The 26,362-nt window shown below is 66.1% G+C and carries 24 protein-coding genes and 3 tRNA genes; 22 read left to right on the top strand and 5 right to left on the bottom strand.

The genetic code is table 11. The features are described 5' to 3' along the window. The first annotated feature begins 29 nt into the window (after positions 1-29). The 4 genes from CRO07_RS14000 (at position 30) to CRO07_RS13985 (ending at position 4,339) form a co-directional block, all read left to right on the top strand. The gene (locus CRO07_RS14000; protein WP_097031292.1) at positions 30-398 is read left to right on the top strand and encodes a response regulator transcription factor; all 369 of its coding nucleotides are present in this window, start codon (positions 30-32) and stop codon (positions 396-398) included. Further along, positions 395-667, top strand: coding sequence for a hypothetical protein (locus CRO07_RS13995; protein WP_097031291.1), 273 nt, complete (start codon positions 395-397; stop codon positions 665-667). The genes CRO07_RS14000 and CRO07_RS13995 overlap by 4 nt, the downstream gene beginning before the upstream one ends. Then, positions 667-3,351 carry an ATP-binding protein gene (locus CRO07_RS13990; RefSeq protein ID WP_097031290.1) on the top strand — a complete coding sequence of 895 codons (2,685 nt, stop codon included), beginning with the start codon at positions 667-669 and terminating at the stop codon, positions 3,349-3,351. Before CRO07_RS13995 ends, CRO07_RS13990 begins: the two co-directional genes overlap by 1 nt. Positions 3,352-3,412: 61 nt before the next feature. Beyond that, complete coding sequence (locus CRO07_RS13985) at positions 3,413-4,339, top strand: FliM/FliN family flagellar motor switch protein (protein ID WP_235841009.1); 927 nt, start codon at positions 3,413-3,415, stop codon at positions 4,337-4,339. A 303-nt stretch (positions 4,340-4,642) separates the two neighbouring features. On the opposite strand, the gene CRO07_RS13980 is transcribed toward CRO07_RS13985, so the two are convergent. Further along, positions 4,643-5,071 carry a TIGR01244 family sulfur transferase gene (locus tag CRO07_RS13980; RefSeq protein ID WP_097031289.1) on the bottom strand — a complete coding sequence of 143 codons (429 nt, stop codon included), beginning with the start codon at positions 5,069-5,071 and terminating at the stop codon, positions 4,643-4,645. 164 nt (positions 5,072-5,235) lie between these two features. Here CRO07_RS13980 and CRO07_RS13975 point away from each other — a divergent pair, with 164 nt between their 5' ends. From CRO07_RS13975 to CRO07_RS13965, 3 genes are all read left to right on the top strand, one after another. Next, on the top strand, positions 5,236-5,553 hold the full coding sequence (locus tag CRO07_RS13975; RefSeq protein ID WP_097031288.1) for a TraR/DksA family transcriptional regulator: 318 nt from the start codon (positions 5,236-5,238) through the stop codon (positions 5,551-5,553). A 20-nt stretch (positions 5,554-5,573) separates the two neighbouring features. Beyond that, complete coding sequence (locus CRO07_RS18730) at positions 5,574-5,747, top strand: hypothetical protein (protein WP_097031287.1); 174 nt, start codon at positions 5,574-5,576, stop codon at positions 5,745-5,747. Positions 5,748-5,809: 62 nt separating this feature from the next. After that, a protein-coding gene (locus CRO07_RS13965) for an IS5 family transposase (protein WP_097031286.1) occupies positions 5,810-6,567 on the top strand; the annotation gives its coding sequence in 2 pieces (ribosomal slippage) (positions 5,810-6,134 and positions 6,134-6,567; 759 coding nt in all). A gap of 160 nt (positions 6,568-6,727) precedes the next feature. Here CRO07_RS13965 and CRO07_RS13960 read toward each other — a convergent pair. Continuing rightward, the gene (locus CRO07_RS13960) at positions 6,728-6,943 is read right to left on the bottom strand and encodes a hypothetical protein (RefSeq protein ID WP_097031285.1); all 216 of its coding nucleotides are present in this window, start codon (positions 6,941-6,943) and stop codon (positions 6,728-6,730) included. 244 nt (positions 6,944-7,187) lie between these two features. Between CRO07_RS13960 and CRO07_RS13955 the strand changes: the two genes are divergently transcribed. Next, complete coding sequence (locus tag CRO07_RS13955; RefSeq protein WP_097031284.1) at positions 7,188-7,442, top strand: DUF2312 domain-containing protein; 255 nt, start codon at positions 7,188-7,190, stop codon at positions 7,440-7,442. Positions 7,443-7,499: 57 nt separating this feature from the next. Here CRO07_RS13955 and CRO07_RS13950 read toward each other — a convergent pair whose 3' ends face one another. Beyond that, positions 7,500-8,093 (bottom strand): TetR/AcrR family transcriptional regulator, encoded by a 594-nt coding sequence (locus tag CRO07_RS13950; RefSeq protein ID WP_097031283.1) that lies wholly within the window; start codon positions 8,091-8,093, stop codon positions 7,500-7,502. Positions 8,094-8,195: 102 nt separating this feature from the next. On the opposite strand from CRO07_RS13950, the gene CRO07_RS13945 reads away from it, so the two are divergent. From CRO07_RS13945 to CRO07_RS13920, 6 genes are all read left to right on the top strand, one after another. Further along, complete coding sequence (locus tag CRO07_RS13945) at positions 8,196-9,296, top strand: efflux RND transporter periplasmic adaptor subunit (protein WP_097031323.1); 1,101 nt, start codon at positions 8,196-8,198, stop codon at positions 9,294-9,296. A 10-nt stretch (positions 9,297-9,306) separates the two neighbouring features. Then, positions 9,307-12,384: an efflux RND transporter permease subunit gene (locus tag CRO07_RS13940; protein ID WP_097031282.1), complete on the top strand. Its 3,078-nt coding sequence runs from the start codon at positions 9,307-9,309 to the stop codon at positions 12,382-12,384. Positions 12,385-12,574: 190 nt separating this feature from the next. Next, positions 12,575-13,705 carry a tRNA guanosine(34) transglycosylase Tgt gene (gene tgt / locus CRO07_RS13935; RefSeq protein WP_097031281.1) on the top strand — a complete coding sequence of 377 codons (1,131 nt, stop codon included), beginning with the start codon at positions 12,575-12,577 and terminating at the stop codon, positions 13,703-13,705. Between the two features lie 123 nt (positions 13,706-13,828). Beyond that, a complete protein-coding gene (locus CRO07_RS13930) occupies positions 13,829-14,920 on the top strand; it encodes an alkene reductase (RefSeq protein ID WP_097031280.1) in 1,092 nt (363 codons plus the stop codon). A gap of 213 nt (positions 14,921-15,133) precedes the next feature. Further along, positions 15,134-17,542 carry an endopeptidase La gene (gene lon, locus CRO07_RS13925; protein WP_097031279.1) on the top strand — a complete coding sequence of 803 codons (2,409 nt, stop codon included), beginning with the start codon at positions 15,134-15,136 and terminating at the stop codon, positions 17,540-17,542. A 278-nt stretch (positions 17,543-17,820) separates the two neighbouring features. Beyond that, positions 17,821-17,895: transfer RNA gene (locus CRO07_RS13920), tRNA-Val, on the top strand. Positions 17,896-18,499: 604 nt separating this feature from the next. Here the strand turns inward: CRO07_RS13920 and CRO07_RS13910 are convergent. Then, positions 18,500-18,590: transfer RNA gene (locus CRO07_RS13910), tRNA-Ser, on the bottom strand. Positions 18,591-18,752: 162 nt separating this feature from the next. Between CRO07_RS13910 and CRO07_RS13905 the strand changes: the two genes are divergently transcribed. The 7 genes from CRO07_RS13905 to CRO07_RS13875 all read left to right on the top strand — a co-directional run bounded on the left by CRO07_RS13905 (position 18,753) and on the right by CRO07_RS13875 (position 24,577). Then, positions 18,753-19,055, top strand: coding sequence for a transposase (locus tag CRO07_RS13905; RefSeq protein ID WP_176504581.1), 303 nt, complete (start codon positions 18,753-18,755; stop codon positions 19,053-19,055). Positions 19,056-19,346: 291 nt separating this feature from the next. Then, positions 19,347-19,422, top strand: a tRNA-Val gene (locus CRO07_RS13900). A 61-nt stretch (positions 19,423-19,483) separates the two neighbouring features. After that, positions 19,484-20,584, top strand: coding sequence for an ABC transporter permease (locus CRO07_RS13895; protein ID WP_176504580.1), 1,101 nt, complete (start codon positions 19,484-19,486; stop codon positions 20,582-20,584). Further along, on the top strand, positions 20,581-21,354 hold the full coding sequence (locus CRO07_RS13890) for an ABC transporter ATP-binding protein (RefSeq protein ID WP_097031275.1): 774 nt from the start codon (positions 20,581-20,583) through the stop codon (positions 21,352-21,354). Before CRO07_RS13895 ends, CRO07_RS13890 begins: the two co-directional genes overlap by 4 nt. 3 nt (positions 21,355-21,357) lie before the next feature. Then, entirely contained in the window at positions 21,358-22,323 is a 966-nt protein-coding gene (locus CRO07_RS13885; protein ID WP_097031274.1) for an MlaD family protein, read from the top strand. 5 nt (positions 22,324-22,328) lie between these two features. After that, positions 22,329-22,937, top strand: coding sequence for an ABC-type transport auxiliary lipoprotein family protein (locus tag CRO07_RS13880; protein ID WP_097031322.1), 609 nt, complete (start codon positions 22,329-22,331; stop codon positions 22,935-22,937). Between the two features lie 98 nt (positions 22,938-23,035). Next, positions 23,036-24,577, top strand: coding sequence for a trimethylamine methyltransferase family protein (locus CRO07_RS13875; RefSeq protein ID WP_097031273.1), 1,542 nt, complete (start codon positions 23,036-23,038; stop codon positions 24,575-24,577). 60 nt (positions 24,578-24,637) lie between these two features. On the opposite strand, the gene CRO07_RS13870 is transcribed toward CRO07_RS13875, so the two are convergent. Then, positions 24,638-24,910 (bottom strand): DUF6477 family protein, encoded by a 273-nt coding sequence (locus CRO07_RS13870; protein WP_097031272.1) that lies wholly within the window; start codon positions 24,908-24,910, stop codon positions 24,638-24,640. Positions 24,911-25,125: 215 nt separating this feature from the next. Here CRO07_RS13870 and CRO07_RS13865 point away from each other — a divergent pair, with 215 nt between their 5' ends. After that, positions 25,126-26,253, top strand: coding sequence for a DUF6456 domain-containing protein (locus tag CRO07_RS13865; RefSeq protein WP_407919635.1), 1,128 nt, complete (start codon positions 25,126-25,128; stop codon positions 26,251-26,253). Positions 26,254-26,362: the final 109 nt, after the last annotated feature.

Here is a 26,362-nt window from a genome sequence, read left to right as displayed (position 1 = left end):
TTCAGGTCTGTTCCGGGGGGAGAAGGGGCATGACAGCGCATGTATTGCTGATCGAGGACGAACCGAACATCGCCGAGGCGATCCGGTTCATCCTGATGCGCGACGGGCTTCGCGTCTCGACCCATTCGGGCGGGGCCGATGCGATCGAGGTCGTGCGTCAGGCCCGGCCCGATCTCTTGATCCTGGATCTGATGCTGCCGGGGATGAGCGGCATTGACATCCTGTCCGCGCTGCGCGCCGATCCGATGACCGAGAAACTGCCGGTGCTGATGCTGACCGCACGGGGGCAGGGGCGCGACCGCGCCGCAGCCGAGCGTGCAGGGGTGGATGCCTTCATGTCGAAACCGTTTTCCAACACCGAGATGCTGGCCTCGGTCCGGGCGCTGGTGCCGCGATGACCCGCCGCCGCGCCCCGCTGTTTCTGGCCCGGCGTGGCTATCGGCGCAGGCGTCTGCGCGATGGCGCACGGATGCTGCCGCTGTTTGGCGCCTTTCTGTTCCTGCTGCCGATCCTGTGGGAACCGGCTGCCAGCGAAAGGCGCGACACCGCGCCCGACGGGATCTATCTGTTCGTGGTCTGGGCGCTTCTGATCCTTGTCGCGGCCGCAATCGCGCCGCGGTTGCGCGACGAGGCGCGCGAGGACGAGGCCGAGGACGAGACGGTCTGATGCCGTTCGATATCCTTGTCCTGTCCTGTCTGGCCTATGTGATCCTGCTGTTCCTTGTGGCCTTTCTGGTCGAACGGCGGGCGGTGCGGGGTGCGCTGCCGTGGCTGCGCTCGCCTTTGATCTATACGCTGTCCTTGTCGATCTATTGCACGGCATGGACCTTTTACGGCGCGGTGGGCTATGCCGCGCGCTCGGGGCTCGAGTTTCTGACGATCTATCTCGGGCCGTCGCTGGTGTTCATCGGATGGTGGTGGGCGCTGCGGAAACTGGTCCGGATCGGGCGGCAGCAGCGCGTCACCTCGATCGCGGACCTGATCTCGTCGCGCTATGGCAAGTCGAACCTGCTGGGCGTGATCGTCACGCTGATTTCGGTCTGCGCCGCAACGCCCTATATCGCGCTGCAACTTCAGTCGGTGACGCTGAGTTTCGCCGTCTTCGCCAGTTCCACCCCCGAAGGCTGGGCACTGCCCGACCGTGACAGCACCGCCATCTGGGTGGCGGGAGGGCTTGCGCTGTTCACGATCCTGTTCGGCACCCGCAAGCTGGACGCCAACGAACAGCACACCGGCGTTGTCACCGCCATCGCGGTCGAGGCGGTGGTGAAACTGGTGGCGCTGGTGGCGGTGGGGATCTTCGTGGTCTGGGGCATTGCCGACGGGCCTGCCGACATCATCGCCCGCATCGACCGTTCGCCCATTGCCGACTGGGAGCTGCAACCCGCGCGCTGGGCGGGGCTGACCTTTCTTGCGGCGGCGGCGGTGATCTGCCTGCCGCGGATGTTTCAGGTTCTGGTGGTCGAGACCAACGACGAGCGTCATCTTGCCACCGCAAGCTGGGCCTTCCCGCTTTACATGTTCCTGATGAGCCTGTTCGTCGTGCCGATCGCGGTCGTCGGGCTGGACCTGCTGCCGCCGGGCGCGAACCCGGATCTGTTCGTGCTGACGGTGCCCTTGGATCAGGGGCAGGGCGGGCTTGCGATGTTCGCCTTTCTGGGGGGATTTTCCTCGGCCACGTCGATGGTGATCGTGGCGGCCATCGCGCTGGCCACGATGGTGTCGAACCACATCGTCATGCCGCTGTGGCTGTCGCTCCGGCCATCGCCCGCGATTTCGGGGGATGTGCGGCGGCTGGTGCTGCTGTCGCGTCGGATCTCGATCGCGGCCGTGCTGGCGTTGGGCTATGCTTACTATCGGCTGTCGGGGGGATCGAGTGCGCTTGCGGCCATCGGGCTGATCTCCTTCGTGGGGGTGGCGCAGATCCTGCCCTCGATGCTGGGCGGCATCTTCTGGCGGGGGGCGACCCGCGCCGGCGCGCTGGCGGGGCTTCTGATCGGCTTTGCGGTCTGGCTTTATGCACTGTTCCTGCCGTCATTCGGGGCGGATGCGGTGTTTTCGGCCGCCTTTCTGGCCGAAGGGCCGCTGGGCATCGGCTGGCTGCGCCCGCAGGCGCTGTTCGGGGTTCAGGGCATGGACCCGCTGATCCATGCGATGTTCTGGTCTTTGGTGCTGAATACCACCGCCTTCTGCCTCGGCTCGATCCTGACCTTCCCCAAGCCGCTGGAACGGCTTCAGGGGGCGGCTTTCGTCAATGTGTTCGAAACCGGCGGCAGCGGCCCGAAGGGCTGGGCCCGCGGCAAGGCCGAGGCCGAAGATCTGCTGGTGATGGCGCAGCGCATTCTGGGCGAAGAGGCGGCCCTTGCGCTGTTTGAAACCGAGGCCCGCGCGCAGGGAAAGGCGGGCTACCTGCCCGATGCGACGCCCGCCTTCGTCGAACGGCTGGAACTGCGGCTTGCGGGATCGGTCGGCGCGGCCACGGCGCATGCGATGCTGTCGCAGCTTGCGGGCCGGGCGGCGGTCTCGGTCGAGGATCTGCTGGCGGTCGCGAACGAGACCGCGCAGATCATGGAATATTCCGCGCGGCTGGAAGCGCAGCAGGCAGAACTGACCCGCACCGCGCGGCAGTTGCGTGAGGCGAACGAGAAACTCACCCGGCTGTCGGTGCAAAAGGATGCCTTCCTCAGCCAGATCAGCCACGAGCTGCGCACGCCGATGACATCGATCCGGGCGTTCTCCGAGATCCTGATGGAAGGCGAGATGCCGGCCGAAATGTCGGTGCGGTATGCGAAGATCATCCATGACGAGGCGATCCGGCTGACGCGGCTGCTGGACGATCTGCTGGATCTGTCGGTGCTGGAAAACGGCGCGGTGCAGTTGAATCTGGGGCTGGCCAATCTGAACCAGATGATCGACCGCGCCTTGCAGGCCGCCGCCCACACCCGGCCGGAACGCAGCTTCCTGATCCACCGCGACCCGGTGGCCGAAAACATCTTCATCCATACCGACGGCGACCGGCTGGGGCAGGTTTTCATCAACCTGATCTCGAACGCGCGGAAATACTGCGATTCCGAGCGGCCCGAGCTGCGGATCTCGGTCCGTCAGAAGGGCGGGCGGGTGACGGTGGATTTCGTCGACAACGGATCGGGCATCCCCAATGAAAGTCAGGAACTGATCTTCGAAAAATTCGCCCGCCTGTCGGACCAGACCCGCGCCGGCGGGGCCGGGCTGGGCCTTGCGATCTGCCGCGAGGTGATGGCCAATCTTGGCGGCACCATCGCCTATCTGCCCGGTCAGGGCGGCGCCGCCTTCCGCGTGACGCTGCCGCTGCGTCTGCAACGCGCCGCCTGACATAAACCTTTTGTCAAGCCTGTTGTGTCAGGAACGAAGGGCAGGCATCGGGGACTGGGCAGTGAACGCGACGGTAATCAGGCGCAAGATCGAGGCGAAGGCGCGGCCGGTGGAGCCGCCGCCCTCGGGTGCAGAGCGGGCTTGGCGGATGGCGCTTGCACGATCGGCCCGCGATGCCTTTTCGGTCACGCTGGACGTGACACGGCAGACGATGGCGCGGCGGTCACTGGCCGAACTGCTCGACATGCCGGAAGAACGCTCGCTGTTTGCGGTGCTTGAGGGGCCGGGCGAGGGGCTTGGCCTTCTGGCGCTGTCGCCCCCCGTGCTGGCCGCGCTGATCGAGGTGCAGACCATCGGCCGGGTGTCCGCCACGGCGGCGCCGATGCGCAAGCCCACCCGCACCGATGCGGCGATGGTGTCGGCCTTTCTGGACCGTGCGCTGGACGATCTGGATGGTCAGCTTGCAGGCGATGGCGACCGGGTCTGGGCGGCGGGTTTCCGCTATGCCTCGTTTCTTGACGATGCGCGGCCACTGGGTCTTTTGCTGGAGGATTGCCCCTATCGTGTGATCCTGGCCGAGGTCGATCTTGCCATGGGGGCCAAGACGGGGTCGCTGTTGCTGGCGCTGCCCGCCGATGGCCGGGGCGAGCGTGCGGCCGCCCCGCCGGAAACCCAGGAGACCCTACCCGCCGAAGGTTTCGCCACAGCCCTCACCGAACAGGTGATGGAGGCGCCCTGTCAGGTCGATGCCGTGCTGGGCCGGCTGACGTTGCCCCTGGGCGCGCTGATGGGCTGGCAGGTGGGCGATCTGGTCGAACTGCCCAAGGCGACGCTGGAGCGGATCGGGCTTGCGGGGCTTGACGGCAAGGAACTGGCCGAAGGCAGGCTGGGCCAGCACCGCGGAATGCGCGCAGTCCGGCTGGCAGGAACGGCGGCGTTGCAGGCCACCCCCGGCTTTGCCCTGTCTCTGACCGGCACCGACGGCTGAAAGCCTGACCGGCCCCCACGGCGGCAAACGGGCACACCTGCTGTGGCGCCTTGCCAAGGCATCCGTCCCGCGCAACGCCCGCGGCCAGCCTTTGCCGGCCAAGCGGCCTGTCCGACAGGGGGCGTGAATTGGTGTATCATGGCAAAGAACCTCTGCATGTTTCTGCCGGCCACGCGGCCTGTCCGACAGGGGGCATGGGACAGGTGGCCGGGGCAACGCCTTTTCCGCGTCGGCGCAGGCCCATCCTTTCCCTGCTCTGGAACAACCGGCGCGGCCGGGCTGCCAAGGCCCCCCGGCGCCGCTTCAGCCCTGTGCCGCCAGCGCATCGATATCGCGCCGGAACCCGTCCAGCCGATAGCCATGGCCTGCGGGGATCGCGATCAGCGCGTCGGTGGGCATCCGGCCGGCATTGGCCAGCGCCCAGACGATCGACGACCGATTGCCCGAGGCGCAATAGGCCAGAACCGGCCCGGTGGCCGCGTCGATCGCCGCGCGCTGGGCATCGACATTGGCCATGGTGATCGCCCCGCCGATCACCGGATTGCTGACGAAAGTCAGGCCGGCCGCCTCGGCCGCCCGCCGCATCGCGGTTTCTTGCAGGTCGTGCGGGATCTCGGCATCGGGGCGGTTGTCGATGACGGTGGCAAAGCCTGCGGCGCGGATCGCCGGCAGATCCTCGGGGGCGATCTGGGGCGAAACGGCATAGCGGTCGGTCAGCGGGCGGATGTCCATGGCGGTCCTTCTGTCTGCGGCATTCTGCGACCATATCGCCCGCCAGCGCCGCAGGGAAGCGCCCGGCGGCCCGACTCTGCCCGCGCGGCCGGAAATCATTGACCTGCGTCAAGGATCGCCATTCACTGCTCGCCTAGCCTACGGGCATCAAGGGAGAGAAACGGATGACCGACATCGCCAAACGCAAGGCCCAGCTTGAGGCCCGTCTTGCCGATCTCGGGTCGCGGCTGGAAGGGATCGAGGCGGAACTGGATTCGCACACCTCGCGCGACTGGGAAGAACTTGCCACCGAACGCGAAAGCGACGAGGTGCTGGAAGGCATGGGCCTGTCCGCCCAGCAGGAGATCCGCTCGATCAGCGCCGCACTGGCCCGCATCGACAGCGGCGAATACGGCTTTTGCGTGAAATGCGGCGCCGAGATCGGTGACTCAAGGCTGGACGTGGTGCCCTACACGCCGTTCTGCCGCAATTGTGCCGGCTGAGACCGGAGAAGGAGGAGAAGGTGACGACCCCGAAGAAACCGACCCCTGCCGAACAGACCGGCACAGAGACACCGGCACCCGATCAGGGTCTGGCCCATCTGCTGGCCGAGATGCAGGGCCTTGCGCTGGTGTTGCCGCCCGTTGACCGGACGGATGCCGAGATTGAGGCCGATTTCGACAATATGCCGGTCTAGGCTCCAGACCCATTGATTTCGTGGGGATCGCGTGATTCAGGCCTCGCAAGGAGACCTGACCGATGAGCAACCTCTACTGGCTGTCCGAGGCGCAAATGGAGCGCCTGAAGCCGTTCCTTCCCAAGAGCCATGGCAAGCCCCGTGTCGACGACCGGCGCGTCCTGAGCGGCATAATCTTCATCAACCGCAATGGCTTGCGGTGGTGCGACGCACCCAGGGAGTACGGGCCGGCGAAGACCCTCTACAATCGCTGGAAGCGTTGGAGCGAGAACGGAGTCTTCGCCCGGATCATGATGGGCCTGGCGGCCGAGAGGGCCGAGCACAAGACGATCATGATCGACGCGACCTACCTGAAGGCGCATCGCACGGCTTCCAGCCTGTGCGTGAAAAAGGGGGGCGCGCGCGTCAGATAGGTCGCACCAAGGGGGGCATGAACACCAAGTTGCATGCCGTCGCCGATGCGAAGGGCCGGCCGATCGGGTTCTTCATGTCCGCTGGACAGGTCAGCGACTACTCAGGCGCGGCGGCGCTGCTGGGCAGCCTGCCGAAGGCGGACTGGTTGCTGGCCGACCGGGGCTACGACGCGGACTGGCTGAGAGAAGCGTTGAAAGACAAGGGGATGAAGGTCTGCATCCCCGGCCGGAAATCTCGCAAGAAAGCCGTCAGATACGACAAGCGGAGGTACAAGCGCCGCAATCGCATCGAGATCATGTTCGGTCGGCTGAAGGACTGGAGGCGCGTTGCCACCCGATACGACCGCTGCCCAGAGACGTTCTTCTCTGCTATCGCACTCGCAGCCATCGTCCTGTTCTGGCTCTGAAACACAATGAGTCTGGAGCCTAGACAGCGGCGCCCGCGCGGGGGTGCGGGCTCGCCAGATCTGTTTGCGCCGGTGGTTCCGGCGCGGCGCCTGCGCGGGGGGTGAGGGCGGCTTCCCCTGTGGGGCCGCGCTTTCGACGAAAGGTCGGCCGGCGCAGCGGTCAGCCCAGCAGAACCCCCGCCACAACGAACATCAGGCCGAAGGCCGACACGCCCACCGCGGCAAGGTTCAGCACCACAACATGCTGAAGCCGGGCGCGCATCTCGGCATCGGGCAGGTTGGCCCGCCGGGCGGCCATCGCCAGCCAGATGCACCATGCCAGCCCCAGCACGCCCCCCAGCGTCAGCGCCGCCCCGATCCAGATCAGCCATTCCATCGCCGTCCCCCTTTGCGGTTCACGCAGCCGCCTGCGCAAAGGCCCGCCCGTGCCGCGGTCTGCGGTGGGCGCGGGCAGGTTCGCGCGTTGCGCCTGCGCACTAGCCCAGCCTGCCCGCGCTGGCAAGTCGTCCGCGCGCCCGCTTGATCCCGCGGCCCCCGCTGGGCTAGGAGGGGCGCCGACGCGGCCGCGAGCCAGAGACCCTTCCCCTCGCTGGGCTTTCCGATCAGGAGCAGACAGGACCATGACACAGGACGCCACCTATGACGTCGCCGCCGACGAACTGCGCCAGTTCGTCGAACAGATCGAGCGGCTGGAGATGGAAAAGAAGGACATCGCTGACCAGATCCGCGAAGTCTATTCCGAGGCCAAGGGCCGGGGCTATGACACCAAGGCGATGCGCACGATCATTTCGCTGCGCAAGCGCGACAAGGACGATATCGCAGAACAGGAAGCGATCATCGAGATGTACAAATCCGCGCTGGGGATGGTGCCCTGACCGCGTGACCGTCTGACCGCTTGGCCGCGAACGGCCCGGGTCTCCGGGCCGCATCCGTCAGCCTTTCGTGGCGGCGATCCGGTCAAGCAGGCGATCGATCCGGTCAAGGTCGCCCTCGGCCCGGGCGAAATCCCAACGTTCGGGGTCGATCAGGCGGTCGTGCAGGATGCCCTCGCAGGCCAGAAAGGCCAGCATGGTCTGGTCGTCCGGGCAACGGGCGAACAGGCCGCGGATCTCGTCGCGCAGCTGTTGCAGCGGGGCCATGAACAGCGGATCTTCGGTCAGCGCGGCGAAGATCCCGGACGAGGGCGCCTCGGTCTTGCGCAGCAGATCGCGGACCACCGCCACATAGACCCGCGCCGCGGCCAGCGCCTGCGCAGGTGCCTCTGCCTCGCGCCAGCCCGGGGCGTGATGGTCCATCGCCGCGGCAAAGGCCGCGACATGATCCTCGACCAGCGCCCGCAGCAGCGCGTGCCTGGACGGGAAATGATACAGCAACCCCCCCTTTGACACCCCCGCCTCGGCCGCGACCGCATCCAGCGACATGCCCGCCGGGCCCAGCGTGCAGGACAGCCGTTCGGCCGCGGCAAGAAGCCGTCGACGTGTTTCGGATGCGGTTTTCTTCCGTGAGGGGGGAACTATCTGCGACATGAACTCGTCCGGCCAACTTGACTTTACCGTCTGGACGGTACAGTAAATCGGGGACAGATAAAACCCCTGTCGCCACGATCGGCAGGTCAGATGGAGAAGCGGATGGTCAAGCGTCTTGTCATTGCCGTGGTCCTTCTTGGGCTGATCGTTGGCGGAATCGTCGGGTTCAATCTGTTCCGCGACAAGATGATCGCCGATTTCTTCGCCGGGCGGGAACCCGCGCCGGTCACGGTGTCGACATCCCCTGCGCAGGCGATCAGATGGGCGCCGGGGATCGAGGCCATTGGCACCGCGGTCGCCGCGCAGGGGGTGGATCTGGCCATCGAGTCAGGCGGCACGGTGCGAGAGATCCTGTTTGCCGCCAACGATCCGATCAAGGCCGGGCAGAAGCTTTTGCAGATCTCGGAGCGCGAGGAACGCGCCGATCTGGCGGCAGCGCAGGCCGCGATGGATCTGGCCGAGACGGAACTCGCGCGGCAGCGCACGTTGCAGCAGCGCGGGGTGTCGGCGTTGAACAATTTCGACATCGCGCAGGCCGAGGCGGTTTCGGCGCGGGCGCAGGTCGCCAAGCTTCAGGCGGTGCTGCAACAGAAGGAACTGGTGGCCCCTTTTGATGGCGTGATCGGCATCCCGAGGGTCGATCTGGGCGAATATGTGACGGTGGGCACGGTCTATGCGACACTTCAGGATCTGTCCCGGATGCGGGTCGATTTCGCGGTGCCCGAACAGCAGATCGCGGTGGTGAAGGCGGGGCTGCCGGTCAGCGTCTCGTCCGAGGTCAGCGACTATCGGGCGCGCGGGCGGATCATCGGGATCGAACCGAAGGTCGATCCGAACTCGCGGCTGGTGACGGTGCGGGCCGAGGTGGACAATACCGACGGCACGCTGCTTCCGGGCCAGTTCCTGCGCGTGCGGGTCGAGTTGCCGGAAGAAGACGGCGTGATCGCGGTGCCGCAGACGGCGCTGATGTCCAGCCTTTACGGCGATTCGGTTTATGTCCTGCGCAAGGGTGACGGCGAAACGCGCACGGTCGAACAGGTGTTCGTGACCGCCGGCCGCCGCAGCGGCGGCATGATCGAGATCATCCGCGGCCTGTCGCCGGGCGACGAGGTGGTGAACGCGGGCCAGAACCGGCTGTCGGGCGGGGCTGCGGTCACGGTCGACAACACCGTGGCCCCCCCGGCTGCGGTCGCCGGGCAGTAAGGGGGCCGGAATGAGCATTTCAGAGCTTTTCATCCGCCGGCCCGTCGCCTCGACGGTGCTGGCCAGTTTCATCCTGCTGCTGGGGTTCTATTCGATCTTCAACCTGCCGGTGCGGCAGTATCCCGAAGTCGAGGAGACGGTGGTCACCATCACCACCACCTATCCCGGCGCCGCGCCCGAGCTGATTCAGGGCTTCATTACCGCGCCCATCGCCCGTGCCGTCGCCACCACCGAGAACATCGACTATGTCAGCAGCCAAAGCCGGCCCTCGGCTTCGGTCGTGTCGGTGCAGATGAAGCTGGGTGCCGATCCCGATGTGGCCCTGACCGAAGTTCTGGCCAAGGTGCAGCAGGTCCGCGGCGAGTTGCCGTCGGAAGCCGAAGATCCGGTGATCGTGAAAGGCACCGGCGACAGTTTCGCGCTGATGTATCTGGCGGCGATCAATCCCAACATGACCCCCGAACAGATGACGGAATATCTGGAACGGGTGATCCGTCCGCGGATGTCCACCATCGATGGCGTGGCCGAGATCGAGATCATCGGGGCTGCCGATTACGCCATGCGGGTCTGGATCGATCCGCTGAAGCTGGCGGCACGCAACGTCACCGCCTCGGAGGTGCTGGCCGCGATCCGGGCCGCGAACTTCCTGTCGGCGCCGGGCAAGACCGAAGGCGAATATGTGGCGCAGGCGATCACGCTGGCCTCGACGCTTCAGACGCCCGAGGCGTTCGGCGCATTGCCGCTGCGTTCGGTCGGCGATCAGGTGGTGCGGCTGCGCGATGTGGCGACGGTGGAACTCGCCTCGGCCGAGCCTGACAGCATCGTGACCTTCAACGGCGAGGCCGGCACCTTCATCGGCCTGTTTCCCACGCCGGCGGCAAACCCGCTGACCACGGCGGCCGCGGTGCTGGAGGCGCTGCCCACGATCAACGACACGCTGCCCGAAGGGATGGAGATCCGGCTGGTCTACGATTCGACCGAAACCATCACCGCCTCGATCGTCGAGGTGTTCAAGACACTGGCCGAGGCGGTGGCCATCGTCGTCGTGGTGATCTTGCTGTTTTTGGGCTCGTTCCGGTCGGTGCTGATGCCGATCGTGACGATTCCGCTGTCGCTGATCGGGGTCTGCACCGTGCTGCTGGCGCTGGGCTATTCGATCAACCTGTTGACGCTGCTGGCGATGGTGCTGGCCATCGGTCTGGTGGTGGACGATGCCATCGTGGTGGTCGAGAACATCCACCGCCATATCGACGAGGGCATGACGCCCTACAAGGCGGCGGTGAAGGGCATGGCCGAGATCACCGGGCCGGTGATCGCGATGACGATCACGCTGGCCGCGGTGCTGGCACCGCTGGGATTTTCCGGCGGGCTGACAGGCGCGCTGTTTGCCGAATTCGCCTTTGCGCTGGCGGGGGCGGTCATCATCTCGGGGGGGGTGGCGCTGACCATCACGCCGATGATGTCGGCACGCCTGCTGAAGGAAGGCACCGGCAGCCGGTTTCAGCGCGCGGTCGACGGCACGCTGGAGCGGCTGTCGAACTGGTATGAACGGCGGGTGTCCACCTCGCTGGACTATCGGCCGGTCACGCTTTTGATGGTGGCGGCGCTGGTGGGGGTGACGGGGTTCATGTTCCTGAACACCACCAGCGAACTGGCGCCCGAGGAAGATCAGGGCGCGATGTTCGCCATCCTGAACGGGCCGCGCTATGCCACGAAGGAATATACCACCCTTTACACCGACCGGATTTCCGAGGTGACGAAGGACATCCCCGAAGTCAGCACCGAGTTCTCGATTGCGGGCTTCGGTGGGCAGGCCAATCAGGGCATCTATATCTGGGTGCTGGACGAATGGGCCAACCGCGACCGCAGTCAGGCCGAGGTGCAGCAAGAGGTTCAGTCGCTGATCGATCCGGTGGCGGGGATGCAGGGCTTTGTCTTTGCGCCGCCCACGCTGCCGGGGACGGGGGGCGGGCTGCCGATCTCGATGGTGCTGCAATCGGTCCAGTCGCCTGACCGGGTGTTCGAGATCGGCGAGGAAATCCGTCGGCGCGCCGAGGCGACGGGCCGCTTCATCGCGGTGCAGAACTCGCTGGCGTTCGATGCGCCGGAGATTTCGGTGACCATCGACCGCGACCGGGCGGCGGCGCTGGATGTGCCGATTTCCGAGATCGGCAACACGCTGGGCCTGCTGATGGGCGGGGCGGCGGTGGCGCAGTTCGACCGCGAGTCGAACAGCTATGACATCATCCCGCAGGTGCCGCGCGACTGGCGCGACAATCCCGAACGGCTGGGAGAGTTCTTCGTTCGCGCCTCAAACGGCGAGATGGTGCCGCTGTCGTCGGTGGTCTCGATTTCGACCGGCGCTTCGGCGGCCTCGATCGAGCAGTTCAACCAGCTGAACTCGTCAACCATCTCGGCCTTGCCGATGATCGGGGTCTCGACCGGGGACGGGTTGGCCGAGTTGCAGCGCATCGCGGACGAAGTGATGCCCGACGGGTTCTTTCTGGACTATTCCGGCCAGTCCCGGCTGGAGGTGGCACAGGGCAACACCATCCTTCTGGCCTTCGGAGCGGCGGTGCTGGTGATCTATCTGGTGCTGGCGGCACAGTTCGAAAGTTTCCGCGATCCGTTCATCATCATGATGTCGGTGCCGCTGTCGATCTTTGGCGCGATCCTGCCGCTGAATCTGGGGCTGGGGACGCTGAACATCTATACGCAGGTGGGGCTGATCACGCTGATCGGGCTGATTACCAAGCACGGCATCCTGATGGTGGAATTTGCCAACCAGCAGCGCGACGTGCATGGCCTGTCCCGGCGCGACGCCATCGTGGCGGCCGCGAAGGTGCGGCTGCGGCCGATCCTGATGACGACGGCGGCGATGGTGCTGGCGGTCGTGCCGCTGATCATCGCCGAAGGGGCAGGGGCGGCGGCGCGGCAGGCGATGGGGATCGTGATCTTCACCGGGCTGCTGATCGGCACCTGCTTCACGCTGTTCGTGGTGCCGATGTTCTACACGTTGATTTCGCAACCCGATCGCGCTTGGCGTGCCCATCGCGAGATGGTGGCGGCGCGGGAAGGCGCCCGCTGACCGGGCCCGCGCCTTTCGGCCATCGCGGGCTTTGATGGATGCCCCGGGGGTGGGGCTGTCTGCCCCTCCCCCGGACCCCCGACCCCGAGGATATTTGTGCCAGCGTGAAGGGGTAGGGGATCTGCGCCTTGGCCTTGGCTTTGGTGCGGCTTTCGCGCAGAAGGGCGCGCGCAGGATGCGGGAGCGGGCGATGAGCAGGCGATTTTCCTTTCAGGTGACGGCCACGGATGGGCGGGCGCGTCTGGGCGCGATCTCGACGCCGCGAGGAGAGATCCGGACGCCCGCTTTCATGCCGGTGGGGACGGCAGCGACGGTGAAGGCGATGCTGCCTGAAAGCGTGCGCGCGACCGGGGCCGACATCCTGCTGGGCAATACCTATCATCTGATGTTGCGCCCCACAGCCGAGCGGATCGCGCGGTTGGGTGGGTTGCACCGGTTCATGAACTGGGAGCGGCCGATACTGACCGACTCGGGTGGGTTTCAGGTGATGAGTCTGGCGGATCTGCGGAAGCTGACCGAGGAGGGGGTCACGTTCCGATCCCATATCGACGGATCGAGACACCATCTGAGCCCCGAGCGCAGCATGGAGATCCAGCGGCTTCTGGGGTCTGACATCGTGATGGCGTTTGACGAATGTCCGGCGTTGCCGGCGACCGAGGCCGACGTGGCCAAATCGATGCGGCTGTCGATGCGCTGGGCGCAGAGGTCGCGCGATGCCTTTGGCGACCGGCCGGGGCATGCGCTGTTCGGGATCATGCAGGGCGGTGTCACCCGCGAGTTGCGCGAGGAGAGCGCCGCGGCGCTGCGGGCGATCGGCTTTGACGGGTATGCCATCGGCGGTCTGGCCGTGGGCGAGGGGCAGGAGGCGATGTTCGGTGTTCTGGATTATGCGCCGGGGTATCTGCCCGAGGATCGGCCGCGCTATCTGATGGGGGTGGGCAAGCCCGACGACATCGTGGGCGCGGTCGAGCGCGGAGTGGACATGATGGACTGTGTGTTGCCCTCGCGGTCCGGGCGGACGGGGCAGGCCTGGACCCGGCGCGGACAGGTCAACATCAAGAACGCCCGTCACATGGACGATCCGCGGCCGCTGGATGAAGACTGCACCTGTCCGGCGTGCCGGAATTATTCGCGCGCCTATCTGCATCATGTGTTCCGCGCACAGGAGATCATCGCATCGATGCTGCTGACCTGGCACAACCTGCATTACTATCAGCAGTTGATGCAGGGTCTGCGCGACGCCATTGCCGAGGGGCGGCTGGCGGGCTTTGTCGCCGGGTTCCATGCGGCCCGGGCGGCGGGCGACATCGAGCCGGTGTGATGTGCCCGGCTACGGCGTGGACAGTGACACGCCGGGCGACATGTATCGGGCACATGGCCCGGCCCTTGCACCGGGGCACTTCGGGCATATCTCGCGTCGACAGTCTGGAAAGGACCAAGTTTGATGACCGAAAAGCTGTTCGCGCCTGCCACCTTCGGTGAGGTGACCCTGAAGAACCGCGTGGTGATGGCGCCCCTGACGCGCAACCGGGCCAATCCGGCCGATGCAACGCCCACCGCGCTGACGGTGGAGTATTACGGCCAGCGCGCCGGTGCGGGGCTGCTGATCACCGAAGGCGCGCAGATCTCGGCCGAGGGGCAGGGATATGCCTGGACGCCGGGGATCCACTCACCGGAACAGGTGGCGGCGTGGAAGGCCGTGACCGAGGCTGTTCATGCCAAGGGCGGGCGGATCGCGATCCAGCTGTGGCATGTCGGCCGCATCAGCCACACCAGCCTTCTGGGCGGGCAGGCGCCGGTGGCGCCATCGGCCGGGGCTGCGGCATCGCGCACCTTCGACGGCACCGGCTTTGTGCCCACGTCCGAGCCTCGCGCGCTTGAGACCGCCGAGATCGCCCGTGTGGTCGAGGATTACCGCCGCGCCGCGGCCAATGCGAAAGCGGCCGGTTTCGACGCGGTCGAGATCCATGCCGCGAACGGTTATCTGATCGACCAGTTCCTGCGCGATACCACCAACCGGCGCACCGATGGCTATGGCGGCAGTCAGGAAAACCGGGTCCGGTTCCTGGACGAGGTGGTGGCGGCGGTGGTGTCGGAAATGGGGGCAGGGCGGACCGGCGTCCGGCTGTCGCCGTTCTCGAACGCCAATGATGTGGGGATCGACAGCGACACGGTGGGGCTGTTCGGCCGGGCCATCGACGTGCTGAACCGGCACGGACTGGCTTTCCTGCACATGGTCGAGGGCCAGACCGGCGGCCCGCGCGATTTCCCCGAAGAGGCGCTGACGGCGCTGCGCAACCGCTTTGATGGCGCCTATATCGCCAACAACGGCTATGACCGCGCCATGGCGGTTGCGGCGGTGGAAAGCGGCCGGGCCGATGCGGTGGCCTTCGGGCGGCTTTACATCTCGAACCCGGATCTGGCCGAACGGCTGGCCGCCGATGCGGCGCTGAACCCGCTGCCGACCGCAGGGCTTTATGGTGGCGGTGCCGCGGGCTACACCGACTATCCGACGCTTCAGGCGGCATTGGCCTGACGGGCCCCGAAGGGTGCGGGACCGCCCGCGCCCTTCACCGAATTGCACTGAAAGATCGCTTGATGCGCCGCGTGGCGGGGTTCATTCTGCAAGCCAAAGGTGGGCGCGGTTGACAGGCCGCCCCCCCGTCACCAGATACGACAGAACGCCCGGGGAAGGTCGAGTGCTGCCGAATGGCCGGGGCCGGAGCCTTCCTGCATCGAAGGAAAAGACATGACTGAACAGCTTCCCAACAGCTACCCGGTGCTGCCGCTGCGCGACATCGTGGTGTTCCCTCATATGATCGTGCCGCTGTTCGTGGGCCGGGAGAAGTCGGTCCGCGCGCTGGAAGAAGTGATGGGCGAGGACCGGCAGATCCTGCTGTCTTCGCAGATCGACCCTTCCGTGGACGATCCGACCACCGACGGCATCTATCGCGCCGGTGTGCTGGCCAATGTGCTTCAGCTTTTGAAACTGCCCGATGGCACGGTGAAGGTGCTGGTCGAGGGCAAAAGCCGCGTGCGCATCACCGAATTCCTGCCGAACGACCAGTTCTTCGAGGCCCGGTCCGAGTTTCTTGACGAAGCCCCCGGCGATCTGTCGACGGTCGAGGCGCTGTTGCGCGCCGTGGCCGAGGAATTCGAGCGTTACGCCAAGATCAAGAAGAACATCCCCGAAGAGGCGCTGGCCGCGGTCTCGGAAACCCGCGATGCCGCGCGGCTGGCCGACCTTGTGGCCGGGCACCTCGGGATTGATGTGGCCCAGAAGCAGGCGCTGCTGGAAACGCTGGACGTGGCCGAGCGGCTGGAGCGGGTCTATGGCCACATGCAGGGCGAGATGTCCGTCCTTCAGGTGGAAAAGAAGATCAAGACCCGCGTGAAAAGCCAGATGGAGCGCACGCAGCGGGAATATTATCTGAATGAGCAGATGAAGGCCATTCAGAAGGAACTGGGCGACGGCGAGGACGGCCAGAACGAGATCGCCGAACTGGAAGAACGCATCGCCCGGACCGAGCTTTCGAAAGAAGCCCGCGACAAGGCCGATGCCGAGGTCAAGAAGCTGAAGTCGATGTCGCCGATGTCGGCCGAGGCGACGGTGGTGCGCAATTACCTCGACTGGCTTCTGGGCGTGCCGTGGGGGGTAAAATCGCGCACCAAGAAGGATCTGGGCAAGGCGCAGGCGGTTCTGGACGCCGACCACCACGGGCTGGAAAAGGTCAAGGAGCGGATCGTCGAATATCTGGCGGTTCAGGCGCGCTCGGCCAAGCTGAAGGGGCCGATCCTGTGCCTTGTCGGCCCCCCGGGTGTGGGCAAGACCTCGCTGGGCCGGTCTGTGGCGCGGGCCACGGGGCGCGAGTTCATCCGCATCAGTCTGGGCGGCGTGCGCGACGAATCCGAGATCCGCGGCCATCGGCGGACCTATATCGGATCGATGCCGGGCAAGATCATTCAGGCGCTGAAAAAGGCCAAGACCACCAACCCGCTGATCCTGCTGGATGAAATCGACAAGATGGGGCAGGATTTCCGCGGCGACCCGGCCTCGGCCATGCTGGAGGTGCTGGACCCGGAACAGAACTCGACCTTCATGGACCACTATCTGGAAGTGGAATATGACCTGTCGAACGTGATGTTCCTGACCACGGCGAACAGCTACAACATGCCCTCGCCGCTGCTGGACCGGATGGAGATCATTCCGCTGGCCGGCTACACCGAGGACGAAAAGCGCGAGATCGCCCGCCAGCACCTGATCCCGAAGCAGATCGCCAACCACGGTCTGAAAAAGGGTGAATTCAGCCTGACCGATGCCGCGCTGACCGAGATCATCCGCACCTACACCCGCGAAGCCGGGGTGCGGAACCTGGAACGTGAGATCGCGAAACTTGCCCGCAAGGCGGTGACAGAGATCGTCAAGGGCACGGCCAAAACGGTGGAAGTGACGCCCGAGACGCTGGAAGGGTTCCTTGGCGTCAAACGCTATCGCTATGGTCTGGCCGAGAAGGAAGATCAGGTGGGCGTCGTGACGGGGCTGGCCTGGACCTCGGTCGGCGGCGAATTGTTGTCGATCGAGGCGCTGCGCCTGCCGGGCAAGGGTCGGATGAAGACCACCGGCAAGCTGGGCGACGTGATGAAGGAATCGATCGACGCGGCCTCGAGCTTCGTGCGATCGATCAGCCCGGAACTGGGGGTGAAGCCGCCGAAGTTCGAGGCGGTGGATATCCATGTTCACGTCCCCGAAGGCGCCACGCCCAAGGACGGGCCGTCGGCGGGGGTGGCGATGGTGACGTCGATCGTGTCGGTTCTGACCGGCATTCCCGTCCGCAAGGATGTGGCGATGACGGGCGAGGTGACGCTGCGCGGCAACGTGCTGCCCATCGGTGGCTTGAAGGAAAAGCTGCTGGCGGCACTGCGGGGCGGCATCAAGACCGTGCTGATCCCGGAAGAAAACGCCAAGGATCTGGCCGAGATCCCGGACAATGTGAAAGAGGGGTTGCGCATCGTGCCCGTCGCCCATGTCCGCGAGGTTCTGCGCGAGGCTTTGGTGCGGATGCCCGATCCGGTCGAGTGGGACGAGGCGGCCGAGGAAGCCGCCGCCGCCGCCCGCCGACTTGAGCGTGACAACACGCCGACCGCGACCGCGCACTGATCCGGCCGCGCCGCACGAATCGACGCTACAGCAAAGGCGCGGCTTCGGTCGCGCCTTTGCGATTGGTGCCGCCTCACGGCAGGCCGGGGATCGATCCGGGGGGCAGGTTTCGGCCCCGGCATCGCCTCACCTGTGCCGCCGGTGCGGAACAGGTGCCCGATGTCGCAGCCCCCCCGAAGTGTCGTGTTACAACTCTTGCATAAACTGCACTGCCGGCGCGGAAAAGTTGTTCCAAGCCCCTTGCAGAGGACCGCGAGGGGCAGTAATAACCCGCCATCGGGCGATTAGCTCAGCGGTAGAGCGCTTCGTTCACATCGAAGATGTCAGCGGTTCAAATCCGTTATCGCCCACCATCATTCACTTGATTAAAATCAAGGACTTAGGCCCCCCTCTCGGGGGCCTTTTGTTATCCAAAATCACCCAGAAAGTTACCCGAAATTGGAAAGGGGTGTCATCCGTCCGCGTGCAGCGCCCGGTTCCCGGCCTGCGCCACATCCGCAGCCACCTGACTGCGGCTCCGCCTGTCCGGGCGGCGATCTCTCGGGCGCGCATCAGGGGCGGCGGCCATTTCCCCGGCGGTTTCGACCTCCTGCTCGACGCGCAGGAAGAGCCCGATCTCGCCACCGGCGATGAGAAGGGCGAGGCGGTCGCGGTGTTCGATCAGGCGACCGAGGTCCGGGACTGGATGGGCCGTCCGATCTCGGACGCGGCCCGGTGCGGGGGTGGATGCGCGGCATCCGCGAGTGAGCGCGGTGCCCGCTCCCGATCCGGAGCGGGCGCATCTGCGGAGGGGCGCCGGTTTCGATACGCTCGCGGACGCAACAAACGCTGGCGCGACAGCAGGTGCTAGGCCGAATCTCAGCAGAAAAGGTGGAGCAAGCTGAGCGGGTATTAAGCACCATGCTTGCGTAACCCATCGAAACTGTGGGGTAAACAAGTCATAATTTTGCATTGAAATGGCGGAGACGAAGGGATTCGAACCCTCGAGACCCTTTAGAGGTCTGCACCCTTAGCAGGGGTGTGCCTTCGACCACTCGGCCACGTCTCCGCTGATCCGTATATGAGGCACTGTCAGGGAGAACAAGCGATTTTTTCGTTGCAGGAAGCGGCTTGCGAACGATCGGTGGCGTCGACAACCAACGCATGCCGATCCATGTCGAACAGGACAATCGCTGAAAGACGGGGCATTCGTCCCGCCCTCGATGATCCCTTGCGCTTCGCGTCATCGGAAAGGCTGGGTCCATGGGTCGGCCTGACCCCGTCGCGCAATCGGTCCGGCGAACGCGATGTCTCGGGCGGCATCACCAAGGCTGGCGATGTCACCCCGAGCCGCAGGCTACGCCATGATGCACCGAGGGCTTTCGGCACGGTTGAGACCTCGGCGGCGCAGGTGGAACGCCGCCGTGGCGAGATGCGCGCCATGGTGCGGGGTATTGGTCTGATCCTGCACCGCATATGGGGCGATGACACCGGCTTTCGGTTCGATGTCACGGCGGCAGATGCGGCGCGCTGAGCTGGGCTTTCACCCGTCGCCTGTCTGACCGCGGGCTTTCAAGACGCGGTTCCGATGATGCCGCGGTTCGGACGGTTGCCCGTGAGACGGGGCATGCGTCGAGATGGGCACATCGGAATTGCAATGAACCGGCATCATGTTGGCGATCACCGCGCCGACCACGGACCGAAGCATGCACCCGGGCGGATCCAGTCGAGGGCGGATGCGATGGCAGGTCACTCCTTACCCGAAGTGTCGCGCCGCATTGAAGCCTTGCAAAATGCCGCCTCGCCGCGCTAGAGGGCGGACGGCGGGTGGTTAGCTCAGTTGGTAGAGCGTCTCGTTTACACCGAGAATGTCGGGGGTTCGAGTCCCTCACCACCCACCACGTCTTGAACGGCTTGCGAAAGGACAGGGACGATGCCCCGGCTGGATCTGCGAGCGCAATCGTGACCGTGGCCGAAACCGCCGGGCAGGCCGCGGCGCTGGCCGGTCCGCTGACGATCGAGACCCTGTCCGACGCGCGGCGCCGGATCGCGGATGCCGCGCAGACGGGCGTGCTGGATCTGTCGCAGGTCCAGGCACTGGATACCGCGGGGGCATGGGCGCTGGTTTCGGCGCAACGGCAGGCCGTGGCTGCGGGGCGCGAGCTCCGGCTTGCAAACCTGTCCGACGCCCAGCGCCAGCTGATCGAGACCGTGACCGCGGCCTTTCCCGAACCCGAACCGAAGCGGCGCGAAATCCCGGGCCGGCCGGGCGACGGGTTGGCCAATCTGGGGCAAGACGTGGCGCGGGGCCTGTCGACCGCGCTTCAGGGGCTGGCCTTTCTGGGCGAGGTCGTGGCGCATCTGGCGGCGCTGGTGCTACACCCGACCCGGCTTCGGCTGACGCCATTGTTTCACCATATGCAGGAAGCGGGCTGGAACGCGGTGCCCATCGTTGCGCTGATGGGCTTTCTGATCGGGATCGTGCTGGCGTTTCAGGGCGCCACGCAATTGGAACAGTTCGGCGCCGAGGTCTATGTCGTCGATCTGGTCGCCATCGCGATCCTGCGCGAACTGGGCATCCTGCTGACGGCGATCATCGTGGCCGGGCGCTCGGCCTCGGCGTTCACGGCGGCCATCGGATCGATGAAGATGCGCGAGGAAATCGACGCGATGCGCGTTCTCGGCATCGATCCGATCGACAGGCTGGTGCTGCCGCGGGTGCTGGCGCTGGTGATCCTTTTGCCGGCACTTGGCTTCATCGCCTCGATCGCGGGGCTGGTGGGCGGCGGGTTGATGGCATGGATCGACCTTGGCATCACGCCGGGCATGTTCCGCACCCGGCTGCTGGCCGATACCGATGTCAGCCATGCGATCATCGGGCTGGTCAAGGCGCCGTTCTTTGCCATCATCATCGGGGTGATCGGTTGCCATCAGGGGATGCAGGTGTCCGGCAATGCCGAGTCGCTGGGAAGCCACACCTCGCGTTCGGTGGTGCAGGCAATCTTTCTGGTGATCGTGACCGACGCGCTGTTTTCGATCTTTTTCGCGGTCTGGGGGCTGTGATGGGCGACGTGCTGATCAAGGTCCGCGGCCTGAAGAACCAGTTCGGCCCGAATGTGATCCACGAAGGTCTGGATCTGGATATCCACCGCGGCGAGGTTCTGGGCATCGTCGGCGGCTCGGGCACCGGGAAATCGGTGCTGTTGCGGTCCATCGTCGGGCTTCAGAAGCCCGTGGCGGGATCGATCACGGTGTTCGGCGTCGATCTGCGCACCGCGCCACGCGCCGAGATGGCCCGGGTCGAGAACCGCTGGGGGGTGATGTTTCAGGATGGCGCGCTATTTTCATCGCTGACCGTGCGCGAGAATGTCGAGGCGCCGATGCGAGAGCGCACGGGGCTGGATGCCGAAACGCGCCGCGCGCTGGCCGATCTGAAAATTGCGATGGTGGGCCTGCCGCCCAAGGCGCGCACGCTGTATCCGTCGGAACTGTCGGGGGGGATGCGCAAACGGGCCGGCCTTGCGCGGGCGCTGGCGCTGGATCCCGAGATCCTGTTTCTCGATGAACCCACCGCGGGCCTCGATCCGATCGGCGCATCGGATTTTGACGTGCTGATCCGCAACTTGCAGCAATCTCTTGGTCTGACGGTCTTTCTCGTGACGCACGATCTGGATACGCTGCATGCCACCTGCGACCGCATCGCGGTTCTGGCCGAAAGGAAAGTGCTGGTGACCGGAACGATCCGCGAACTGATGAGGGTGGACCACCCTTGGGTCCGCAGCTATTTCCACGGGCCGCGCGCCCATGCCGCGATGCTGGCGGCCGAGGGCTAGGCGATGGAAACCCGCGCCCGCTTCATCCTGATCGGCCTCTTTACGCTGTTCAGCGTGCTGGCCACGCTGGGCTTTCTGCTGTGGCTGGCCAAGGTTCAGCTGGACCGCAGCATTGCCCGTTATGACATTCTGTTCGAAAGCGTCGAAGGGCTCGGCCGCGCCAGTGCCGTGCGCTATAACGGCGTGGATGTGGGCGAGGTGATGTCGATCGAACTGGACGAGGCCAATCCGGCGCTGGTCCGGGTGCAGATCGAGATCACCGCCTCGACCCCGGTGCGCACCGATACGGTGGCGCAACTGGCTGCGCAGGGGGTGACGGGGGTCTCTTATGTCTCGCTTGCGGGGGGGCGTGCGCCCGATCCGCTGGAGCCGCGCAAAGGCGAATGGGTTCCGGTGATCCCGTCGCAACGCTCGGCGGTGCAGGCGCTGACAGCCGATGCGCCGACCCTGCTGGCCGAGGCGATCACGCTGCTGAAAGACATCCAGACCTTCACCGGCCCCGAAAACCGTGCCGCGGTGGAAAGCATCCTGACCAATGCCGATGCCTCGATGCAGAACATCGCGGCGATCACCCGCGATGCGGCCGAAACCACGGCGCGTATCGATGATTTCGCGGCCCGGCTGGACGGCATGGCCGACCGCACCGAGGCCGCCCTTACCACGCTGGAAACCGCGCTGACCGAGGCCAAGGCCGCGGCCGACGCCGCCCGCGGCACCTTTGAAAGCATCGAGCGGGTGGTGGACGAAGATGTGCCGCCGATGCTGGATCAGGTCAGCCGCTCGGTTCAGGGCATCGAACGCTCGGCGGCGGCCTTCCGCGATTTCGCCGACAAGGGCCTGCCGCAATATGCCAGCCTTGCGACCGACACCCGGCGCATGGTGGCCAGTCTGAACGCGCTGGTGGCCCGGATCTCGCGCGATCCGGCGCGGTTCTTCCTTGGCACCCAGACCCCCGCTTACAGAAGGTGACGATGATGCGTGCCCCGATCGGCCTTGCCGTCCTTGCCGCAGCCCTGGCCCTGTCGGGCTGCGGCGCCGCCCTGTCGCTGTCGCGCGCGTCCGAATCGCTGGACAGCTACACGCTGCCGCCGCTGCCGGGGACTGGAACCGCAGGCGGATCGCGCCATCTGATGGTGGACGTGGCAACGGCAGGGGGCGCGATCGCCACCGACCGCATCCTGATCAAGCCGTCGCCGGTGCAGGCGCAATATCTGCCCGATGCGCGCTGGTCGGACCCGGCGCCGGTTCTGGTGCAATCGCTGCTGCTGGGCAGCCTTCAGGATGCCGGGGGCTTCCGGCTGGTCACGCGCGAGGCCGCCGGTCTGGTGCCCGACTACTCGCTGATGACCGACCTGCGCGCCTTTCAGGCCGAGGTCTCCCCCGGACAGGCGCCCACGGTGCGCGTGGACCTTGCGCTGACGCTGATCCGCGAGACCGACCGTGCCATCCTGTCCACCCGCCGGATCGAGACCCGCGCCGCCGCGGCATCGGACAAGACCGGCGATCTGGTGGCCGCCTTCGAAGTCGCGACCACGCAGGCGCTGGGGCAGGCGGTGGATTGGGTGCGGTCCCGCGCGCGGTGATGTCGCTTTTTGGCGGCAAGCGCCGGAAACGTCAGCCGGACCGCGCCGGAAAAGCGTCATAAGGACGCAAACGGGCGCAGGCTTTCGGAGGTTGGGCAATGAACGAGGTTACGGCACGCAGGGCGCGGGGCGGCGGCGGATCGGCGCGGCGGGCGGAACGCACCGCCGTCAGCCTTGAGACGGCGCGGTTCATCACCCGCAACATCCCCAACTTCGAGATCCTGAACGACGAGGCGCTTCAGATCATCGAATGGAACGCCGACACCGTGCTTGAGGAAATCGGCGTCAACTTCGTCGAGAACCCGGCCGCGTTGCAACGCTGGCGCGATGCCGGCGCCGATGTGCGCGGCGAACGGGTGCATATTCCACGCGGCCTTGCGCGTCAGCTTTGCGCCTCGGCCCCGTCCGGCTTTACCCAGCATGCGCGCAACCCCGCCCGCAATGTGGAAATCGGCGGCCGCAATCTTGTGCTGGCGCCGGTCTACGGCCCGCCCTTCGTGCGCGACCGCGACGGCGGCCGCCGCTATGCCACGATGGAGGATTTCCGCAATTTCGTGAAGCTGGGCTACATGTCGAAGTGGCTGCACCATTCCGGCGGCACGGTCTGCGAGCCGACGGACATTCCGGTGAACAAGCGCCACCTTGACATGCTGCTGGCGCATATGACGCTGTCGGACAAGCCGTTCATGGGATCGGTCACCGAACCTTCGCGCGCGGCGGATTCGGTCGAAATGGCAAAGCTGCTGTTCGGTGCCGATTTCGTCGACCGGAACACGGTGATGACCTCGCTGATCAACATCAACTCGCCCTTGACCTTCGATGCGACGATGATGGGCGCGCTTGAGGTCTACGCGCAGGCGGGGCAGGCGTCCATCGTCTCGCCGTTCATCGTCGGGGGCGCCATGGCGCCGGTGACGGTGGCGGGCACTTTGACGCAGGTTCTGGCCGAGGTTCTGGCCGGCGTCGCCTACAGCCAGCTGATCCGTCCCGGCGCGCCGGTGATCTTCGGCGCTTTCGTGACCTCGATCGACATGAACTCGGGCGCACCCACCTTCGGCACCCCCGAGGCCGCGCATATCACCTATGGCGCGGGCCAGCTTGCCCGCCGGCTGGGGCTGCCTTACCGCTCGGGCGGGGCGTTCTGCGGATCGAAGCTTCCCGATGCACAGGCGGCCTACGAATCGGCCAATTCGCTGAACATGGCGCTGCTGTCGGGCGTGAACTTCATGCTGCATGCCTGCGGCTGGCTGGAAGGCGGTCTGGTCTCATCCTATGAGAAATTCGTGATGGATGCCGACCAGTTGGGCACGCTGCACCATCTGGCTCAGGGCATCGCGATGGATGACAACGGTCAGGGCATGGATGCGCTGCGCGAGGTCGGCCCCGGTGGCCACTTCCTTGGCTGCGCCCATACGCAGGCCAATTTCAAGACCGCGTTCTGGCGGACCGACCTTCTCGATTACAAGCCGTTCGAGACCTGGGAAGAGGAAGGCGCCCGCGACACCGAGACGCTGGCCGCTGAACGGGTGAAGAAGATGCTGGGCGATTATCAGCAGCCAATGCTTGACCCCGGCGTGGCGGAATCGCTGGCGGCCTTTGTCGCGCAACGGAAGGAATCGATGCCGGACGCCTTCGTCTAGACGACAGGCCGTGGGCAGGAAAACGGGCGCGGTCCATGGGGGCCGCGCCCGTTTTGCATGTCAGATCGCGCCGATCAGGCGCACTTCGGCCATCAGCGCGATCAGCACCTCGACATGATGGGCGACAGAATAGGTCGCATCCCCGGCCCGCCGCCGGTCTTCGAGCCTTTGTTCTTCGGCCAGAAGTCGGGTGACGGCCCGTTCGGCCTGCTGTTCGCCCACCAGCCGGCGCAGGTCGCGCTCGCGCCGGTAGTCGCACAGACCCAGCCGCGCGGCCCGCATCAGCAGGCGGGGGCGGCGGATCTCGGCCAGAAGGGTGCGGAAGTCAGTCATGAGATTCTCCTCTGTCGGCCTCGACAGATTGGAATCGTGCAACCCTGCGTTGCGCGCGCGCCGGATTCACCGCTCGGGGGTTTTCCCGAATGTTTATACTTTAGAAAGAATTATCAACAACAGCGTAGTTGTTAACGAACAGGTAACCAATGCATCTGACGGTTGCAAACGTCCAAGGCTGGACAACACCCCACGTCGGGGTGCCACGGGATGGAATGATGCAGACCGAGCTTCGTGCAATTTCGACGCTGCCCGCATGGCTTCCGGAAGCCGTGCGGCTCTACCTCGATCACACCGAGGAGGGGCTTTCGCTGCGCGCGTTGGCGCGGCGCGAAGGCTGCCATGCCTCGACAGTGATGCGCCATGTGCGCCGTTGTGAAAGCCGCCGCGACGATCCGCTTGTGGATGAGGCGCTGGCGGCCCTCGGGCGGGCACAGGGGCGCGGCCATTCCCCAGCCACAAAGGACAGCCCCGACATGACGGCACCGATCCGCCCCGAACCTTCCTTGTCCGCGATGCTTGACGAGGCGACCATCGCCCGCGAGGCCCGCCGTATCCTGCGCCGTCTGGCCGAGCCGCAATCCGTGCTGGCCATCGCGCCGGATATGGAAAAGGCCGCGGTGCTGCGGTCCTTGCCCGATGGCAGCACCGCGCGCATGGCGGTGGTGGAACGCTCGGTCGCGCAGGCGTTTGCGCTGAAGGACTGGATCGCCTGCCGCAAGCCGGGCCGCATCGCCACCTATGAAATCACCGCGGCAGGGCGGTCCGCGCTGAAGCGGCTGATCGAGGCCGAGGACGCCACCCGGCACGGCATGGCCGAAGCCGCAACGCCCTTTGCCGGCCAGCACCGCGACTGGGCCGAGCGCGAGATCCGCGACGAGGACGGCCCCCGCCGCGTGCGCTATAACGCCGCCGAAAGCCCGGTGGCGGTGCTGGGGCGGCGGCGCGACAAGGACGGCAAGCCCTTTCTGTCGGCCGAACTGGTCGAGGCCGCCGAGCGCCTGCGCGAGGATTTCGAACTGGCGCAGATGGGTCCGCGGGTAGCGCAGAACTGGGACCGCTTCCTGACCGGCGCCGATCGCGGCAGCTTTCGCCCGGAATCGGGCGGCGCCGAGGGTCCGCGTCAGGCGCGCGAACGGGTGGCATCGGCGCTGCGCGATCTGGGCCCCGGACTTGGCGACATGGTGCTGCGCTGCTGCTGTTTCCTTGAAGGGCTGGAGGCGGCCGAGCGGCGGATGGGTTGGTCGGCACGGTCGGGCAAGATCGTGCTGCGCATCGCCTTGCAACGACTGCGCCGGCATTACGACGAAACCTATGGCCGGTCGCGTCCGCTGATCGGCTGACCGGGCAGGGCGCCTGATCGTCGGCCATCCTGCCCCTGCCTGCGGCGGAAAGACCTGCGCCGGGCGAACATCGGCCGGCGACTGCCTGCCCTCCCCGTGCGGGGGGCAG

It is taken from the genome of Cereibacter ovatus, assembly GCF_900207575.1.
Taxonomy (GTDB): Bacteria; Pseudomonadota; Alphaproteobacteria; order Rhodobacterales; family Rhodobacteraceae; genus Cereibacter_A; species Cereibacter_A ovatus.
The sequence above is the reverse complement of the archived record's forward strand: the minus strand, read 5'-3'. Positions and strand labels throughout refer to the sequence as shown.

What these genes read in the sequence shown, in the direction of transcription:
- CRO07_RS14000 (WP_097031292.1), top strand. Translation starts at nt 30, where the DNA reads ATGACAGCGCATGTATTGCTGATCGAGGACGAACCGAACATCGCCGAG.
- CRO07_RS13995 (WP_097031291.1), top strand. Translation starts at nt 395, where the DNA reads ATGACCCGCCGCCGCGCCCCGCTGTTTCTGGCCCGGCGTGGCTATCGG.
- CRO07_RS13990 (WP_097031290.1), top strand. Translation starts at nt 667, where the DNA reads ATGCCGTTCGATATCCTTGTCCTGTCCTGTCTGGCCTATGTGATCCTG.
- CRO07_RS13980 (WP_097031289.1), bottom strand. Translation starts at nt 5,071, where the DNA reads ATGGACATCCGCCCGCTGACCGACCGCTATGCCGTTTCGCCCCAGATC.
- CRO07_RS13975 (WP_097031288.1), top strand. Translation starts at nt 5,236, where the DNA reads ATGACCGACATCGCCAAACGCAAGGCCCAGCTTGAGGCCCGTCTTGCC.
- CRO07_RS13960 (WP_097031285.1), bottom strand. Translation starts at nt 6,943, where the DNA reads ATGGAATGGCTGATCTGGATCGGGGCGGCGCTGACGCTGGGGGGCGTG.
- CRO07_RS13955 (WP_097031284.1), top strand. Translation starts at nt 7,188, where the DNA reads ATGACACAGGACGCCACCTATGACGTCGCCGCCGACGAACTGCGCCAG.
- CRO07_RS13950 (WP_097031283.1), bottom strand. Translation starts at nt 8,093, where the DNA reads ATGTCGCAGATAGTTCCCCCCTCACGGAAGAAAACCGCATCCGAAACA.
- CRO07_RS13945 (WP_097031323.1), top strand. Translation starts at nt 8,196, where the DNA reads ATGGTCAAGCGTCTTGTCATTGCCGTGGTCCTTCTTGGGCTGATCGTT.
- CRO07_RS13940 (WP_097031282.1), top strand. Translation starts at nt 9,307, where the DNA reads ATGAGCATTTCAGAGCTTTTCATCCGCCGGCCCGTCGCCTCGACGGTG.
- tgt (WP_097031281.1), top strand. Translation starts at nt 12,575, where the DNA reads ATGAGCAGGCGATTTTCCTTTCAGGTGACGGCCACGGATGGGCGGGCG.
- CRO07_RS13930 (WP_097031280.1), top strand. Translation starts at nt 13,829, where the DNA reads ATGACCGAAAAGCTGTTCGCGCCTGCCACCTTCGGTGAGGTGACCCTG.
- lon (WP_097031279.1), top strand. Translation starts at nt 15,134, where the DNA reads ATGACTGAACAGCTTCCCAACAGCTACCCGGTGCTGCCGCTGCGCGAC.
- CRO07_RS13885 (WP_097031274.1), top strand. Translation starts at nt 21,358, where the DNA reads ATGGAAACCCGCGCCCGCTTCATCCTGATCGGCCTCTTTACGCTGTTC.
- CRO07_RS13880 (WP_097031322.1), top strand. Translation starts at nt 22,329, where the DNA reads ATGCGTGCCCCGATCGGCCTTGCCGTCCTTGCCGCAGCCCTGGCCCTG.
- CRO07_RS13875 (WP_097031273.1), top strand. Translation starts at nt 23,036, where the DNA reads ATGAACGAGGTTACGGCACGCAGGGCGCGGGGCGGCGGCGGATCGGCG.
- CRO07_RS13870 (WP_097031272.1), bottom strand. Translation starts at nt 24,910, where the DNA reads ATGACTGACTTCCGCACCCTTCTGGCCGAGATCCGCCGCCCCCGCCTG.
- CRO07_RS13865 (WP_407919635.1), top strand. Translation starts at nt 25,126, where the DNA reads ATGATGCAGACCGAGCTTCGTGCAATTTCGACGCTGCCCGCATGGCTT.